Origin of the sequence: Clostridium algidicarnis DSM 15099, from assembly GCF_002934235.1 — a bacterium.
In the GTDB taxonomy this organism is placed as follows: domain Bacteria; phylum Bacillota; class Clostridia; order Clostridiales; family Clostridiaceae; genus Clostridium_L; species Clostridium_L algidicarnis.
The window spans coordinates 208,058-224,918 of record NZ_PTIS01000001.1 but is presented as its reverse complement, the minus strand read 5'-3'; the positions used below and the strand labels follow the sequence as shown (position 1 = coordinate 224,918).

General features: G+C 30.8%; 19 protein-coding genes. All 19 read right to left on the bottom strand.

The features are described from left to right. Positions 1 to 71: 71 nt before the first annotated feature. The 19 genes from ccpN to dnaK all read right to left on the bottom strand — a co-directional run bounded on the left by ccpN (position 72) and on the right by dnaK (position 16,841). A complete protein-coding gene (ccpN, locus tag BD821_RS01085; protein ID WP_423236753.1) occupies positions 72 to 743 on the bottom strand; it encodes a transcriptional regulator CcpN in 672 nt (223 codons plus the stop codon). Positions 744 to 846: 103 nt separating this feature from the next. Further along, positions 847 to 1,422, bottom strand: a complete 576-nt coding sequence (locus BD821_RS01080) for a DUF4342 domain-containing protein (RefSeq protein ID WP_104408933.1) — start codon at positions 1,420 to 1,422, stop codon at positions 847 to 849. 201 nt (positions 1,423 to 1,623) lie between these two features. Next, entirely contained in the window at positions 1,624 to 2,376 is a 753-nt protein-coding gene (recO, locus tag BD821_RS01075; RefSeq protein WP_029453416.1) for a DNA repair protein RecO, read from the bottom strand. Between the two features lie 68 nt (positions 2,377 to 2,444). Continuing rightward, entirely contained in the window at positions 2,445 to 3,335 is an 891-nt protein-coding gene (gene era / locus BD821_RS01070) for a GTPase Era (RefSeq protein WP_104408932.1), read from the bottom strand. 9 nt (positions 3,336 to 3,344) lie between these two features. Further along, a complete protein-coding gene (locus tag BD821_RS01065) occupies positions 3,345 to 3,746 on the bottom strand; it encodes a cytidine deaminase (RefSeq protein ID WP_104408931.1) in 402 nt (133 codons plus the stop codon). 117 nt (positions 3,747 to 3,863) lie between these two features. Then, positions 3,864 to 4,562, bottom strand: coding sequence for a diacylglycerol kinase (locus BD821_RS01060; protein WP_029453419.1), 699 nt, complete (start codon positions 4,560 to 4,562; stop codon positions 3,864 to 3,866). Between the two features lie 116 nt (positions 4,563 to 4,678). Beyond that, entirely contained in the window at positions 4,679 to 5,179 is a 501-nt protein-coding gene (gene ybeY, locus BD821_RS01055) for an rRNA maturation RNase YbeY (protein ID WP_104408930.1), read from the bottom strand. A 2-nt stretch (positions 5,180 to 5,181) separates the two neighbouring features. Beyond that, the gene (locus BD821_RS01050) at positions 5,182 to 7,248 is read right to left on the bottom strand and encodes an HD family phosphohydrolase (protein WP_104408929.1); all 2,067 of its coding nucleotides are present in this window, start codon (positions 7,246 to 7,248) and stop codon (positions 5,182 to 5,184) included. A gap of 39 nt (positions 7,249 to 7,287) precedes the next feature. After that, positions 7,288 to 8,412 (bottom strand): sporulation protein YqfD, encoded by a 1,125-nt coding sequence (gene yqfD, locus BD821_RS01045; RefSeq protein WP_169993878.1) that lies wholly within the window; start codon positions 8,410 to 8,412, stop codon positions 7,288 to 7,290. Beyond that, entirely contained in the window at positions 8,405 to 8,689 is a 285-nt protein-coding gene (gene yqfC / locus BD821_RS01040; RefSeq protein ID WP_029453423.1) for a sporulation protein YqfC, read from the bottom strand. The genes yqfD and yqfC overlap by 8 nt, the downstream gene beginning before the upstream one ends. Before the next feature lie 171 nt (positions 8,690 to 8,860). Then, positions 8,861 to 9,310 carry a GatB/YqeY domain-containing protein gene (locus BD821_RS01035; RefSeq protein ID WP_029453424.1) on the bottom strand — a complete coding sequence of 150 codons (450 nt, stop codon included), beginning with the start codon at positions 9,308 to 9,310 and terminating at the stop codon, positions 8,861 to 8,863. Between the two features lie 25 nt (positions 9,311 to 9,335). Continuing rightward, positions 9,336 to 9,512, bottom strand: a complete 177-nt coding sequence (gene rpsU, locus BD821_RS01030; RefSeq protein WP_029453425.1) for a 30S ribosomal protein S21 — start codon at positions 9,510 to 9,512, stop codon at positions 9,336 to 9,338. 118 nt (positions 9,513 to 9,630) lie between these two features. Further along, a complete protein-coding gene (locus BD821_RS01025; RefSeq protein ID WP_104408927.1) occupies positions 9,631 to 9,975 on the bottom strand; it encodes a histidine triad nucleotide-binding protein in 345 nt (114 codons plus the stop codon). A gap of 11 nt (positions 9,976 to 9,986) precedes the next feature. Continuing rightward, positions 9,987 to 11,294, bottom strand: a complete 1,308-nt coding sequence (gene mtaB, locus BD821_RS01020; RefSeq protein ID WP_104408926.1) for a tRNA (N(6)-L-threonylcarbamoyladenosine(37)-C(2))-methylthiotransferase MtaB — start codon at positions 11,292 to 11,294, stop codon at positions 9,987 to 9,989. Beyond that, on the bottom strand, positions 11,294 to 12,043 hold the full coding sequence (locus BD821_RS01015; protein ID WP_104408925.1) for a 16S rRNA (uracil(1498)-N(3))-methyltransferase: 750 nt from the start codon (positions 12,041 to 12,043) through the stop codon (positions 11,294 to 11,296). The genes mtaB and BD821_RS01015 overlap by 1 nt, the downstream gene beginning before the upstream one ends. Before the next feature lie 12 nt (positions 12,044 to 12,055). Further along, on the bottom strand, positions 12,056 to 12,997 hold the full coding sequence (gene prmA, locus BD821_RS01010; protein WP_104408924.1) for a 50S ribosomal protein L11 methyltransferase: 942 nt from the start codon (positions 12,995 to 12,997) through the stop codon (positions 12,056 to 12,058). A 306-nt stretch (positions 12,998 to 13,303) separates the two neighbouring features. Further along, positions 13,304 to 13,546, bottom strand: a complete 243-nt coding sequence (locus tag BD821_RS01005; RefSeq protein ID WP_104408923.1) for a glutaredoxin family protein — start codon at positions 13,544 to 13,546, stop codon at positions 13,304 to 13,306. A gap of 225 nt (positions 13,547 to 13,771) precedes the next feature. Further along, entirely contained in the window at positions 13,772 to 14,890 is a 1,119-nt protein-coding gene (gene dnaJ, locus BD821_RS01000; protein ID WP_104408922.1) for a molecular chaperone DnaJ, read from the bottom strand. Between the two features lie 100 nt (positions 14,891 to 14,990). After that, positions 14,991 to 16,841: a molecular chaperone DnaK gene (gene dnaK, locus BD821_RS00995; RefSeq protein WP_104408921.1), complete on the bottom strand. Its 1,851-nt coding sequence runs from the start codon at positions 16,839 to 16,841 to the stop codon at positions 14,991 to 14,993. Between the last annotated feature and the right edge of the window lie 20 nt (positions 16,842 to 16,861).

Below are 16,861 nucleotides of genomic sequence, written 5' to 3'. Positions count from 1 at the left end.
CACTCCTTCGATTGTATAATCTATTGAATTGTATTCTAACGGGACTTTTTTTGTCCCGGTTAGTATAGAATTTACTTTGATTGGCCTAATTTAACAAAAAGCTTTGTAATGTTGGTCTTAGAAACCTTTCCAATAATTTTAAGTTGTTCTTTTCCTTCTTCGAACACTCTTTCAACTACTGGCAAGCTATCAATTTCATGATCAATTATCTTTTGGGCTACTAGGTATGCACTATCTTCTTTTTCTACAAATATAATATTAGGCATCCTGGTCATTATAATACCTACTGGAACCTTATGTATATCTGTTCCTCCCATGGCTATTTTCAAAAAGTCTTTTCTAGATATAGCACCTGTAAGCATTCCTTTATTTTCAACAAATAACGTTCCTACATCATTTAAAAAAAGATGTATTATGGCATCGTATACTGTAGTTTCTTCGGATACTACTACAGGTTTAGACATTATATCTTTTGTCTTAATGTCTACTATATAATCATAAATCATGCTATAAGAGGGCTTTTGTGAGTATATATATCCTACCTTAGGGCGTGCCTCTAATACACCTATCATTGTTAAAACAGCTAAATCTGGTCTTAAAGCAGCCCTTGTAACCCCTAAATTAGAAGCTAGGGTTTCACTTGTAATTGGGTGATTTTCTTTTACTAATCTAATTATTTCTTCTTGTCTTGGCGTTAGCTTAATATTAATCACCTCACTTATCCTCTTAGAATATAACAGCATATTATACTAGTATATTCAAATATATTATACACGAATTTTATAAAATAGTATAGATAAATCACATAATTTTATCTATTCTTCGTTAAATTTTGTGCAATGTTTCTTATTCTTTATCTATATCTTCAAATTTTACAGTATATTTATATACTGGCTCGTCATTACTTTTTATTTCATCTTTAGATTTTTCTTTTTTAAACTTATCTTTTACTACATTTGTTATTCCATCAATTTTTCCTTTAACATCTTTAGTAAAGTTACTTGTTTTACTTTTTATAATTTTATTTACAACTTCTATAGTTCCATCATCTTTTGTTATTTCAACTGTTACAGTTGTTAAAGTTGCAGTTGCAAGTCCAATAGCAATAAGAGGCTTCCAAACTGCGGCAATAACTCCTACAGCAATGCCAGCATTTATTGGTACATCTACCAGTACTCTATCTTCCTTTTTTATTCTTATTCTATTTACATTTCCTTTATTTACAATGTCTTTAAGCCATTTAATCAATTCATCTAGGGTAGAATATATCTTTTTTTCTTTATCTTCTAAGTTTGATTCTATATAAATAAGCGAATCCACTATATTTCCTTCATTAATTTCTAAAACTTCTTTTGCTCTTGCATAAGTAACACCAGCTCGTTCTCTTATTATATCAATCTTTTCTAAAGTTATATCTTCCATAAATTCCACACTCCCTTTATATACTAAATTATTGAGCTTAGCCCTTTTATCTATATTTATTTTATCAGATTGCTACCATCCGTAACACCCCTATCCTCTTCAAGGTGGGGGATGACGGCTGCTATGCCTCTGGATAAGTTCTTCTAAGACTCAGATGGAGAGATGTATTCCTTATAAGCAAACTCCACCTGAGTCTAAGAATCACTTGATAAATTCAAGCATTTGAAGACTTTTCGGGGTTCTTGCATAATTTAATGAAATCATAGTAGTAAGAATCTTATACAATTCTTTTCGTATATTTTCACTTAAAGTTAGTCTATAGAGCTTTTCAAAGCTCGTAGTAGATAAAAATTTTAATGAATTAAAAGAAGCCTTACTCAAAAAAACTGAATCCATTTTCTCGCATTCATCGCATACCCCTCCTCCATAGGTTAAATTTATATAGTTAGAGGTTGATATTTTTTTCTTACAAATACTACAATGCTCCAATTCTAAGTCATATCCTGTATATTTTAATAACCTTATCTCAAAAGCCCTTATTAATATTTCATAATTTATAGCACCTGTACTTAAAAGATATAAGCATGTGGTAAAATCCTTAAAAAGGCTTGCGTTACTTTCTTCCTCTACCACAGCTATATCTATAAGTTCACAAATATAAGTTGAATAAGTAAGCTTTTCCAGATCATTTAATAAACTACCAAAAGAGTTAATAACCTTAGCTTCATTTATGGTATATAGATTTTTCCCCTTAAATATAACATACTCCCCAAAACAAAGTTGCATGGTAGGAGTAAGTAAACTGCTTCTATTCCTTTTGGAGCCCTTAGCAATGGCTTTAATCTTTCCAAGCTTTTCTGTAAAAATATAAACTAATTTATCATTTTCTTTAAAATCTTGTACCTTTATAACTATGCCACTTGTTTTATATGTTGACACAAGATCATCTCCCATTATTTGAAGCTGAGCTAACATTGTTATATAAAAATTATAATAACAAATTGTTTTATGCATATTTCATTTTATTTCTTTATTTTATACCCTAACTCTTTTAAGTAATTAGGATTATCTCTCCACTCTTTTCTTACCTTAACCCATATTTTAAGATTAACTCTTGATTCTAAAAGTTTTTCTATATCTTCTCTTGCATACTGCCCTATACGCTTTAGCGTCTGACCGTTTTTACCTATTATTATCCCCTTGTGAGAATCCTTTTCACAAAGTAAGTCTACCTCAATATGATACATCCCCTTGGCATCCTGTTTCATTTGAATTACATCAACAGCTATTCCATGAGGAACTTCCTCATTCAAGACTCTTAGTGCCTTTTCCCTTATAATTTCTGATACAACAAATTTTTCTTGAACATCAGCTATCATATCTTCTGGATAATATTTAGGTCCTTCAGGCAGTGTTTCCTTCATAAGTTCTAGGAGCTTATCTGTATTTTTGCCCTTTAAAGCTGATATAGGGATTATTTCTTTAAATTTAAAGTGCTCTCCATATTCTTTTAAAGTTTTTGCTACATTTTCTGCAGTGTTTTCATCTACCTTATTTAATACTAAAAACACAGGAACAGAAGTGTTTTTTAGTTCCTCTAATATGTGCATATCACCTTTTTCTAAATGTCCTTGAGGAGTAGTTAAAAACAAGATAAGATCTACCCCTTTAGTAGAATCTTGGGCAACCTTCACCATATATTCTCCTAATTTATGCCTTGGTTTATGTAGTCCTGGGGTATCTACAAATATTAACTGATAATCTTCCCCTGTCATTATAGTTTGTATATTATTTCTTGTAGTTTGAGGTTTATTAGAAACTATGGAAAGTTTCTGCCCCATTAAGTGATTTAGCAATGTGGACTTACCCACATTAGGTCTTCCTATTATAGTTACAAATCCTGATTTAAACATTCTTCCTCCTTATAATTCCAAGTCTTTTTTCGTAAACGAACCTGGTAACATTTCATCTAAAGTTTTTATTATAAAATCTTCTTTGTTTTTAATTAATATTATTGGAATATCTCCGCTTTGTGCAAATTCAGATATTACTTGCCTGCATATACCACAAGGGTTTGTATATGTAGTAAGATCGCCTATTACAGCAATAGCTTTTATGACTTTGTGTCCTTCAGATACTGCTTTAAAAATAGCTGTTCTTTCAGCACAATTCGTAGCACCAAATGAAGCATTCTCAATATTACATCCAGAATAAATCTTATTATCTTCTGTTAAAACAGCAGCCCCTACTGGAAATTTTGAATAAGGTACATATGCAAAGTTTCTAACATTTATAGCTGTTTCTATTAATTCATCATAATTCATTGTTAATTACCTCCATATATAAATATAATTTATTAATTTGAAATATCGTATTTAAATTATAGCACTAATCAAGGCTAATACAATATAAATTTATATGTTGGATTTATTTTATAACCTTTAACTAAATATTTTAAATATAAATACGGTTAAAACTGTACCAAATACTGCACCTACTACAACTTCTTGTACAGAGTGAACCTCAGAATCCACCCTACTTTGTGCAACAATAACTGCCAAAAGATAACTAAGAGCCATAGACACAGGCTCTTCTGCAATTAATGCAATTATTGTAGCTATAGAAAAGGCAATAGTACTATGTCCGCTAGGCATTCCTCCTCTAAGAGGAGTTCCTTCCCCATAAATAGCTTTTACCATGATGGTAACTATACTAACCATAACTAATATTATAAAAACCATATAGGGATCTGAATGCTTTATTTTAAGAATTATAGAAAACGTGACATTAGTTAATTTATCCCAAAATATTATATATCCCACTATGACAGCATTAATAGCAGTAACCAGCACAGCTCCTGCTGCTGTGTTTTTAGCTATCTTAGCTAAAGGATGATAGTAATTAGTTGTAGCATCAATAGCACTCTCTACAGAGGTGTTTATAAGCTCTGCTGCTATAACCAAAGTAATCGTTATAGTTATAATTAAAAGTTCAACCTTACTAATATCATATACAAAACATGCTGACAGTACTAGAAAGGTGGCGACCAAATGTATTTTCATATTTCTTTGAGTTCTTGCAGAATATATTAACCCCTGTATAGCATAATTAAAACTGTCTATTAACTTTTTTATTTTCATAAATTCACCACCATAGTAATTTTACCTTTTCCTAAAAGTTTAAAATTTCTTAAAAACATTTTAAATCTATTATCTTATTTTAAAAGTATAAACTTCTATATTATAGTTAACATAAGTCACCTTCCTATGTTAAGCTCACCTAATATATGTTCCTCTCTCTTTCTCATAATAGCTTTTTCATCCATCTCCATATGATCGTAACCCAAAAGGTGAAGTATAGAATGCACTATTAAATAGGCTACTTCTCTTTTAAACGAATGTCCATAATCTTTACTTTGTTCTAAGGCCTTTTCAAGAGATATGACTATATCACCAATAAGCAAATCTTCACCATCAAGATATGTCTCATCAAATTTATATTCAATATAGACTTCACTAAATACTTTATCTTTAGGATAATCCAAAAGAGGAAATGATAAAACATCAGTTTCACAATCTATATTTCTATGTTTTTTATTTATATCCTTTATTTCTACATTATTTACAAGTAGTATGCTAAGCTCATAATTTATATTAACTTTTTCTTTTTTTAATGCAAAATCTACTATCTTTTCTATGTCTTTTATAAAATCTTCATCTATTAAAATATCATTTTGTTTATTTTCAACATATATCATTGTTACTTCTCCTTAATTATTTTAGTGTTATCTGAAGGATACTCAATTCTTTGGTGATATATACTATTTAATGTTTTTAAGAAAGATTTTCTTATAAGCTCTAAGTCCTTTAACGTTAAGTCACAATCATTTAATTGTCCATCATTTAGCTTATCTTTTATTATATTATTAACCATTTCTTCAATCTTACCCTTAGTTGGGCTTGGAATTGATCTAACAGCGGCTTCCACACCATCTGCTAACATTATTATACCAGATTCCTTAGTTTTAGGTATAGGGCCTTGGTACCTAAAATCCTCTTCTTTTATATCCTCTGGTTTTTCGCTATTGTTTTTAGCCGTAAAATAAAAATATTTCACAAGAGTATTCCCATGGTGTTCTTCTATTACATCTTGAATAACCTTTGGTATATTATACTCTTTGGCAAGTTCCAATCCATCTTTCACGTGAGAGATTATTATTAAGGTACTTAAATTAGGGGTTATTTTATCATGAGGATTTTCATTTCCTACTTGGTTTTCTTTGAAAAAGTACGGTCTTTTAGTCTTTCCCGCATCATGATAATAAGCTGCAATTCTAGCTAAAATGGCATTACCACCTACCTCTTCTGTGGCCATTTCCGCAAGATTTGCTACCATTATACTATGATGGTAGGTTCCTGGTGTCTCCATTAATATCTTCTTTAACAATGGATTATTAGGATTTGAAAGTTCTAACAGCTTTACTGTAGTTACGATATCGAAGGTGCTTTCAAATAAAGGAAGTAATCCTAGTGTAAGTATACCTGACCCTAGTGTTGCTATGCCCATAAAAACTGTCCTTTTAAGCGTTTCAATTATATTATTGCTAAGTAAAACACCCATAGATAGATTTATTACCATATTTATTATTCCAATATATATAGCAGAATATATAATATCATTTCTTTGTTGCATTTTTCTTATAAATGTAGACCCAAGAACTGCATTTAACACCGCTATCATTGTAACTTCTATATTAAATCCTATATTTATACTTATTAATATACAATTTATTACACTTAGTGCCATAGATACCTTATAATTTATAAGGATTGTTATGAGCATAGGGCCCAGAGCTAAAGGTATTAAAAAGGGCGTAGCAAGCCCTACACTTCTTGCAACTATTACACACAATACATTAATAAGGCTAATCAATAAAAGCTTACTCGTATCTTTAAAGATCTCTTTGTAATATCTATAAAGATAATACCATTGTATCATTAGTAATATAAAAATCATTACAGCTAGTGCCGTATATATGGGCCATTGAGATGATGAAGTATTTAAAAGTGCAAGATCCTCCAACAGTCGTAATTGGTTTTGAGTTATAGGTTCCCCTTCCTTAACAATCATTTGATTTTTCTTTATAATTACAGGAACCACATCTTTAGTTGCTTGCTTTTTAAGTTCCTCTGTTTTTTCTTTATCATAAAAGAAGTTAGGTTTAATTTGGGATATGGTCAATTGAATACCAAGACTTTTAACATTCTTAGGAATATTATAAGTATTAATATTGTTTACTACATTTTCTTCAGTAAGTTTAATATCCGCTGGTTTATTTTCCTCTATTCTTCCTTCATATATTTTTGTTAAGGTATCTAATGTTACCACTTGAAGGTTTTTAATGTCTTCTTTTGAAAGTTTAATAACTTCTATAAAATCCTCTTCAGACATTGAAATTTTTGACTCAGCTTTTAAAATTTCTAAAATTTCCGCTTCTGACGTTCCCGCTTCTTTTAATGAATTTATTTTATTAAAGAATATTCTTGAATTATCCAGTGCCTGCTTTTTCACTTCTGGCTTTTGATTAAATTGAAGCTCAACTTCCTCTATAGCCTGCTTTTCTTTTGCCTCTGTAGCAGCCTTATCTATAACTTCTTTATTAGCTTTAATGTTTTCTCTTGCTATATCACCAGCTTCAAGGGTATATCTTTTAGTTATAAATGATGTTAATGATACAAAGTAAATTATAAGAAAAGAAATTATAAATATCAAAGCCCTTTTATGTTTAAAAATGCTTTTAACGTTACTACCTTTTTCTTTAGCCATAATTATTCCACCTTTTCTTTTTATAAAGTGTACTAAATTCTATTTTAAAGATATGTTTTGTTCTACTATAAAAATTATATTTAAATTTAAGGCATCTTCTGTATTATCTTTGTTTATTATATTATCTAGTATTTTACAATCTATAGGTAATTCTTTAATAAGCTGATTTTTCAGTTCTTCTGTAGATTGATTTATAACCTGATTTTCATCTTTTTCAAAATTAATTTCTTTTAACTCATAGTATATAACCTTTTTAATAATTTTTCCACCTTGTTCAATATCTTTAAAGTCTTTATACTCATTATTATATTTTTTCAAATACAACCTTTTACCAAAAATACTTATATATATTTCTTCCTTCATATTTCCAGTGGGCTCTTTTACTGTTCCTTTTAACTTAATACTTTTATTAAATTCATAAAAGGTTTTAGCCATTACATCTCCCTCAGCTTTAGTAATATAAGTAGCCCCTTCTTTTCCTTGTTCAGCATTTATCAATATATCGCCTTTTTTTACTAGGTCTCCAGGCTTTACAAGAGCTGTTCCTGAAACTGTATACACCCTTATTACTTCTCCATCCATTTTTGAAATTATATTATTTGTGCTGTTATCTTCTTCAATGATTGGAGGAGACTTCCTTTCTGCAATCTTTATTTTCATTTTAGATCCCTCTACCCTTGCCCTTATCCACATTATATCCTCTCTCTTTTTCATTTCTTCTTCTATCTTAGCCACACTTGCATCCTTTTTTTTAATTCCAGGCTTAACCCCTAAATCCATTAAATATTTTCTTACCTCATAAGGCGATAAATATTTTTCTGTCTCTATTTCAATAGACCATATGAATGTAGACATATAGTATATTAATACTAAAAATAGCACACTCCCTATAGCAAGACCTAGGTATTTTTTAATCTTTATAATAAAAAAGTATATTCCACTTCTACTTGTTATCCTTATTTTTGAGTTAGTTACCTTTGCTGCTTCCTCTAAATACTTGTAATCTTTTATAGCAATATAAAATCTTACGGTACTAATATTAACTTTTCTTACATTCTTTATAATTACGCCCTTATTCCAAAGAAGATTTATTATCCTTTCAGGTATTAAACATTGAACTTCCACTTCTATTGTTCCCTTATAATTATTTGAAGCTTTATTCATTACCCTCATACACCACCGATTTAAATGTTCCTTTTAAACTAAAAGTCTTTCCGCCTAGAAATAGAACCTCAAAATCACTACCATATATGGTTATAGCCCCTATTTTAGAATTAATTTTAACTTTATCTTCATCAAAGATAATTATGCCTTTATGATTTTCTATATTTATATCTCTATTACCTGTAATAGTTATCATGGGCAAGTCCAAAATTATTTCTCTTGGGAGCTCTAGCTTTTCTGATAAACCTTCTTTTATTATGTCTATTTTATTATCCATATTTTGTCACCTCAAATTATTTCTTTCATAATAATTTATGAGTTTTTATTTAAGTTAATACCACTTATATGAATAATTTAAACTAAACTTAGAATATCCTCTTGTATAAATTAGTAAAAAATAAAAGGATTCACTATTTATGTGAATCCTTTATATTTCTTATCATGATTTTTATTTATTATTTAAGTATTCTTTAACAACTGAACTAACATATTTAGCATCCGCTCTTCCAACAACTTTAGGTCTAAGCTCTGCCATAAGTTTGCCCATATCTTTCATGCTATTTGCTTCTACCTTTGAAGCCGCCTCTTTAACTAATGAAAATACTTCTTCGTCGCTTAACTGCTGAGGAAGGTAACTTAACAAAATCTCAATTTCGGCCTTAGCTTCATCTACAAGATCCTGCCTTTTTCCTTTTTCGAACTCAAACATAGCTTCTTTTCTTTGCTTGATTTCTTTAGCCAAAATCTCAATAACTTGCTTATCCTCAAGTTCAATACCATCAGTTTTTTCAACTAAAAGTATTGAAGACCTAGCCATGCTTATAGTACTAGCCTTTAGTTTTTCCTTAGCTTTTAAAGCTTGTTTCCAGTCTTCTTGAAGTTGTTCTTTTATTGGCATTATTGTACCTTCTTTCAAAGAAACTCTATTTGAACTTTCTCTTTCTCGCAGCTTCTGATTTCTTCTTTTTCTTTACACTTGGCTTTTCATAATGTTCTCTTTTCCTAACTTCTGAAAGCACTCCTGACCTAGCACATTTCTTTTTAAATCTTCTTAATGCACTGTCTAATGTTTCATTTTCTCCAACCTTAATTTCTGACATATATTTTCCCTCCCTCCGCTAGCTAAAATTTTATATGATAGCTTCAAAGGCTTAAATAGCACACGCTCTATTATACAGTAATATTAGTGCAATTGTCAACAATTTCATATGAAATTGTTTAGCCTGGTGGCCAAGTTAAATCTCTACCGCCTAGCATATGAAAATGCAAATGTTCCACAGTCTGCCCTCCCTGTTTTCCACAGTTATTAACAACTCTATAGCCACTTTCATCTACGTTTAACATCTTTGCTATCTTTGCTACACTAATGAATAAACTAGAAATGACACTAGCATTTTCTTCATTTATTTCATTAGTATTTGTTATATGGGTCTTAGGTATTATTAGTATATGAATAGGTGCTTCTGGATTTAAATCTTTAAATGCATATACTTTATCATCTTCATAAACCTTTTCTGATGGTATATCTCCATTTATTATTTTACAAAATATGCAACTTTCCATTTTATCACCTCCTAATCTTTTATTACTCCTTTAGCATAATCATTTTCTACCTTTTTAATAATAGTTTCTGCTACTTTACCTATAATATTTTCATCGCTATACTTAGATTTTATTTTTATGTAGTTTTCTGAATAACCTTCGTATACTCCATTTTCTTTTAAAACCTCTTGTTCATATAAAACTTTAAAAGTCTTTCCAATAAACTTATTTATGAATTCTTTTTCATTTATTAAATTAAGTTCTATTAGTCTATGGCTTCTTTCATCCTTTATATTCCCATCTACTTGGTCTTTCATAGTTTCCGCTTTAGTGCCTTTTCTTGGACTAAACTTAAACACATGAGTCTTTGATAATTTTATTTCTTTTAAAAATTCATAGGTTTTTTCAAATTCTTCTTGAGACTCACCTGGAAATCCCACTATAACATCTGTAGTTATTGATACATCATCATAAGTTTCTCTTAATTTTTCTACAATATTTTTATATTCCTTTGATGTATATTTTCTATTCATTCTTTCTAATGTCTCATCACATCCACTTTGAAGTGAAAGATGGAAATGATGACAAAGTTTCTTTAATCCCTTTATTTTTCTTAATACCTCATCAGTAAAAAACGTGGGATCTATGGAGCCTATCCTTACTCTTTCAATTCCAGGTATTTCTTCTATTAAAGACAATATATCAACTAATGTTACATTTCCATCTAAGTCAACACCATAGGATGCAGTATGTATTCCTGATAATATTACTTCTTTAAAGCCATGTTTAGCTAAGTTTTTTATCTCTTGAATCACTTTATCTGGATCTTTACTACATACTCCACCTCTAGCATAAGGTATTAAGCAATAAGAACAAAATCTATTGCATCCATCTTGTATTTTAATAAAAGCTCTTGTCCTATCTTGATATTCTTCAATATTTAAATCTTCAAAGTCATGATTTTTAAGAACCTGGCCAACCTTTATAATTTGTTTGTTTTCATCTCTTGCTCTATTAACAAAATAAACTATATCACCTTTATTTCTTGTTCCTAAAACTACATTTACACCTTCTATTAAAGAAACTTCTGTGCTAGATATTTGTGCATAGCAACCAACTACTGCTATTATAGCCTCAGGATTTTCTCTTCTAGCTCTTCCTATTATTTGCCTTGATTTTTTGTCGCCCATGTTAGTTACCGTACATGTATTTATAACATATACATCTGAGAACCCATCAAAATCTACTATTTCATATCCTTCTCTTATAAACTTTTCTGCCATAGCTTCAGATTCATATTGATTAACTCTGCAGCCTAAAGTAGAAAATGCAACTTTCATCAATTAACTCCTCCTAAATCGCCTAATTCATATTGAACTAAAGTTGTTGCAGTGAATCCTGCAGTTTCAGTTCTTAATATTCTAGGTCCTAAGGTAATTATTTTGGCTCCTACCTTTTTTAACATTTCAATTTCTTCTCTCTCAAATCCACCTTCAGGTCCTATTATTATAGCTACTGTTTTAATATTACTTTTATCTAAAGATATTACCATTTGTTTTATGGTAACCTCTGTTTCATCTTCATAGGGAACTATAACTAAGTCAAACCTTGGCAAACTATCTATAACTTCAGTTAGAGATATAGGTTCCCTTATTTTAGGTATCAAAGTTCGTTTGCTCTGTTTTGACGCTTCTAGTGCTATTCTTTGAAGTCTATCTATTTTCTTAAATTCACCCTTTAACTTAACATCCACTCTTGATGTTAATATAGGTGTGATTTCCTTAATACCAAGCTCAGTATTTTTTTGAACTATTAAATCCATTTTTGTAGCCTTCGGAAGCCCTTGGAATAAATAAATTTCTACAGGACTTTCATTATTTATATCTAGCTTTTCTAAAATTTTAACCTTTACTAATGTCTTATCTATGCTAGATATCACACCTAGATATTCACACCCATTTTCATTGTTTATTATTATCTTCTCACCAATTTCAAGTCTTAGAACCTTATATATATGCTTTACATCTTCTCCACGTATTGAAGCTTCTTCTAAAGATATATCTTCTGGTTTTAGGAAAAACTTATGCATAATACTATCTCCTTATTTAGCCTTGGATATTATACAATTCCATTCGCCATCTTTATTTACCTTAATAATTTCAAAGTTTTCTTCCTTCAGCTTATCTATTACCATATCACATCTATCATGGATTATTCCAGAGGTAATAAATAAGCCCCCTTCTTTTAGAACCTTTTTTATATCTTCAGTTAAAAGGCATATTATTTCTGCTATTATGTTAGCAACAACTATATCTGCTTTTCCATCCACTACATCTATAAGATTACCCTCAAGTATAGTTATATTATCAATGTTATTAAATTTAATATTTTCTCTTGCTGAATCTACTGCTACAGGGTCTAAATCAACACCTACCACACTTTTAGCTCCTACCTTAGATGCAGCAATAGCAAGAATTCCAGAGCCTGTTCCTATATCAAATACTGTCATATCCTTTTTCACATAGCTTTCCATAGCCGCCACACACATTCTTGTAGTTTCATGAGTTCCTGTACCAAACGCCATTCCAGGGTCTAATTCTATTATAATTTCATCATTAGACTTTTTATAATCTTCCCATATAGGTTTAATTACTATATTTGAACCTATCTTTGTAGGTTTATAGTACTTCTTCCAGTTATTAGCCCAGTCTTCTTCCTTTACTTTAGAGTAAATTACTTTACCTTCTCCTACATCTATTCCAAAGCTTTTAAGATCTATTACCTTTTCCTTTATTTTTGCTACAATAGATTCAATTTCACCTTCTACACTGAAATATCCTGTAACTACTGCAGCTTCACCTTTATATTCTAATATATTAATATCAGCAAAATCCCATGTTAAAGCCCCTTGCTTTCTTTTTAATATATCATTTGGGTCCTCTATTGCAACCCCTTTTACATCTAAACTATAAAAAATGCCTGAAATAGGCTCTATTGCTTCACTTTTTGTTATAACCTTTACTTCTAACCACGTACCTTGCATATTATTCAACCCTTCCTGATAATTTCCTTATTATTTCTATGTATCTTTAAATAAGATTTCCTTATTACTTCTATATATTTTACACTTTAGCCCTTTCTATGTCTACTTAATTTCATTATTTGATATAATATATATATCTTTAAATTCAAACATAAAAAGTGCCAATTAGCAAATTATATTCTCTATACTTTACTAATTGGCACCTTTTTCATTAACTAAAATTTTATCCGATGGCTACCATCCGTAACACCCCTAATCCTCTTCAAGGTGGGGGATGACGGCTGCTACGCCCCTTTATAAGTCCTTCTAAGACTCACTTGATAAAGATAGTACCTTATCAATATTTTCTTTATCAAATCCTACTATTATCTTACCGTCTATATCCAATACAGGTACGCCACCTTGACCTGACTTACTCATCATCTCAATAGCTGCATTTCTATCTAAATTTATGTCTTTTTCATTAAATGAAATCTTATTTTCTCTTAGATATTCTTTCACCTTTATGCACCAAGGGCATGTTTCAGTACTATAAACTGTTATATTCATATCTATACCTCCATTTTTAATTTTATAAATTAATCTGTACTATTCTAGGGCTATATACCCTCCATAGGTATATAATATCACAGTATCATATTTTGTCAATACGTTTTATTTTTTTAATTAAACTTTTTTACATCCTATGTTTCCTTAATTCTTATTAGGATATACATGATATAAATAAAAAAGTTAGTTTTTCAAAAATTGAAAAACTAACTTTTAATTTTATTATTATTTATTTTTAAATATCTTACCTATAAAGCCCGATTTCTTTTCGTCTTCCATACTTTCACCACTAGCCTCTGCAAAAGACCTTAAAATATCTTTTTGCTTTTCATCCATATGTTTTGGAATATCAACTATTACATTTATATATTGATCCCCTCTAAGATGGCTATTTATCTTAGGTACACCTTTTCCTTTTAATCTAAACATAGTACCTGGTTGAGTTCCTGCTGGCACTGTATATACCACATCGCCATCTACTGTAGGAACCTTAATATCAATACCTAAAGCAGCTTTAACCATACTTATATGGCTATCCATATAAATATCAAAACCCTTTCTTACAAAGGTAGAATGTTTTGCAACCCTGATGTTTATATATAAATCACCTGGAGGTCCACCGTTAACTCCATGGTTCCCTTGTCCTCTTAAAGGCATCACGTTTCCATCATCTACACCTGCTGGTATGTTTATGGATATCTTTCTTTCTTTTTTTATTTTTCCTGTTCCATGACAAGTATTACATGGATCTTTTATTATGCTACCTGTACCACCACATTTATCGCAAGTGGATGAGGATACAAAACTTCCAAGTGGAGTGTTTCTTTGAGTTTTAACCTGCCCTGATCCTTTGCATTTGTCACAGGTAGTTTTAGATGTACCTGTTTTTGCTCCTGTACCATTACAGCTCTCACAAGACTCACTTCTTAATATTTTGATTTCTTTTTCCACTCCAAAAACTGCCTCTTCAAAAGTAAGATTCATTCTGTATTCTAAATCTTCTCCCTTTTCAGGACCATTTCTTCTTTTTCTAGAGCCACCTCCAAAGAAAGAACTAAATATATCACCTATATCATCAAATCCACCCGAAAAATCATAATCTCCAAAGCCGCCGCCACCATTGAAATCAGTAGTTCCAAATCTATCATATTGAGCCTTTTTATCAGCATCACTTAATACCTGATAAGCCTCATTGATTTCTTTAAATGTTTCTTCAGCTTCCTTATTACCTTGATTTTTATCTGGGTGGTACTTAACTGCCAGTTTTCTAAAAGCACTTTTTATTTCAGCGTCACTGGCCCCTTTTTGAAGACCTAAAACTTCATAATAGTCTTTTTTAGCCATTAGTCTTTCACCACCTAATCTTGAATTTAAACTTAATATAAGGGAAGTGCCTTAGCCTTCCCTATATATTATATATTCATAATAATGATTTTTGCTAGTATTATTTTTCCTCATCAACCTTAAAGTCTGCATCAACTACGTTGTCATCCTTTGGTCCTTCACTAGTTCCATCACCATTCATATCCATGTTGTTTGGATCAAACCCAGCATTTTCTGGATTTTCTTGATATAGTTTAGCAGATACAGCATAGAATTCTTGAGTTAATTCTTCTGTGGCCTTTTTAATAGCTTCTATATCTTCTCCATCTTTAATAGCCTTTAATGCTTCTAACTTTTCGTCTACCTTAGCTTTGTCTTCTGCTGATACCTTTTCTGCAAGTTCAGTTAAAGTCTTTTCTGTTTGATATACTAATTGGTCCGCATTATTTTTAACTTCAATAGATTCTTTTCTCTTTTTATCTTCTTCAGCAAATTTCTCTGCTTCTTTTACCGCCTTATCTATCTCATCGTCATTTAAATTTGTTGATGCTGTTATAGTTATATTAGCTTCTTTTCCAGTTCCTTTATCCTTTGCAGAAACATTTACTATTCCATTAGCATCTATATCAAAGGTTACCTCTATTTGTGGTATTCCTCTTGGAGCTGCTGCTATTCCAGAAAGAGTAAATCTTCCAAGAGTTTTGTTATCTGTAGCCATTTGTCTTTCACCTTGAACTACATGTATTTCAACAGAAGTTTGACCATCTGCTGCTGTAGAGAATACTTGACTTTTCCTAGTTGGAATTGTAGTATTTCTTTCAATTAGTGGTGTTGCTATTCCACCTAAAGTTTCTATTCCAAGCGTTAAAGGTGATACGTCTAATAATAGAACGTCCTTAACATCTCCAGTTAAAACACCTGCCTGTATTGCGGCACCTAATGCAACGCACTCGTCTGGGTTAACTCCCTTAGATGGATCTTTTCCTGTAAATTCTTTAACTGCATCTTGAACTGCAGGAGTTCTAGTGGATCCGCCTACTAATATTATTTTATCTATTTCATTTATTGATAAGCCAGCATCTTGTAAAGACTTTCTCATTGGCTCTATAGTTCTTTGAACTAAATCATGAGTAAGTTCATTAAACTTAGCTCTTGAAAGATTCATTTCTATGTGTTTTGGACCTGTAGCATCTGCTGTTATAAATGGTAGATTTATGCTAGTTTGCATTGAAGATGATAACTCTATCTTTGCCTTTTCAGCTGCTTCTTTTAATCTTTGGTGAGCCATTTTATCTTGTCTTAGGTCTATTCCGTTTTGTGATTTAAAGTTATCTGCTATATAATCAACTAACTTATCATCAAAGTCATCCCCACCTAAACGAGTATCTCCGTTTGTAGATTTAACTTCAAAAACCCCATCTCCAAGTTCAAGTATGGATACATCAAAAGTACCACCACCAAGATCGTAAACTAGTACCTTTTGACTCTTTTCTGTCTTATCTATACCATATGCTAGAGAAGCTGCTGTAGGTTCATTTATTATTCTTAAAACTTCAAGTCCTGCTATCTTTCCTGCATCCTTTGTTGCTTGTCTTTGACTATCATTAAAATAAGCTGGAACAGTTATTACCGCTTGAGTTACTTTTTCTCCTAAATAAGCTTCTGCATCTGCTTTTATTTTTTGAAGTACCATTGCTGATATTTCCTGTGGAGTATAATCTTTTGAATCTATTGTAACCTTATGGTTACTTCCCATATGTCTTTTTATAGAAGCTATAGTTCTTTCTGGATTAGTTATTGCCTGCCTTTTAGCTACTTGACCTACTAATCTTTCTCCATCTGCTTGAAATGAGACTACTGAAGGAATAGTTCTTGCTCCTTCTGAGCTTGATATAACTACTGCCTCTCCACCTTCCATAACTGCCACGCATGAGTTAGTGGTACCTAAATCAATTCCTATTACTTTTCCCATTTAAATTCCTCCTTAAATAT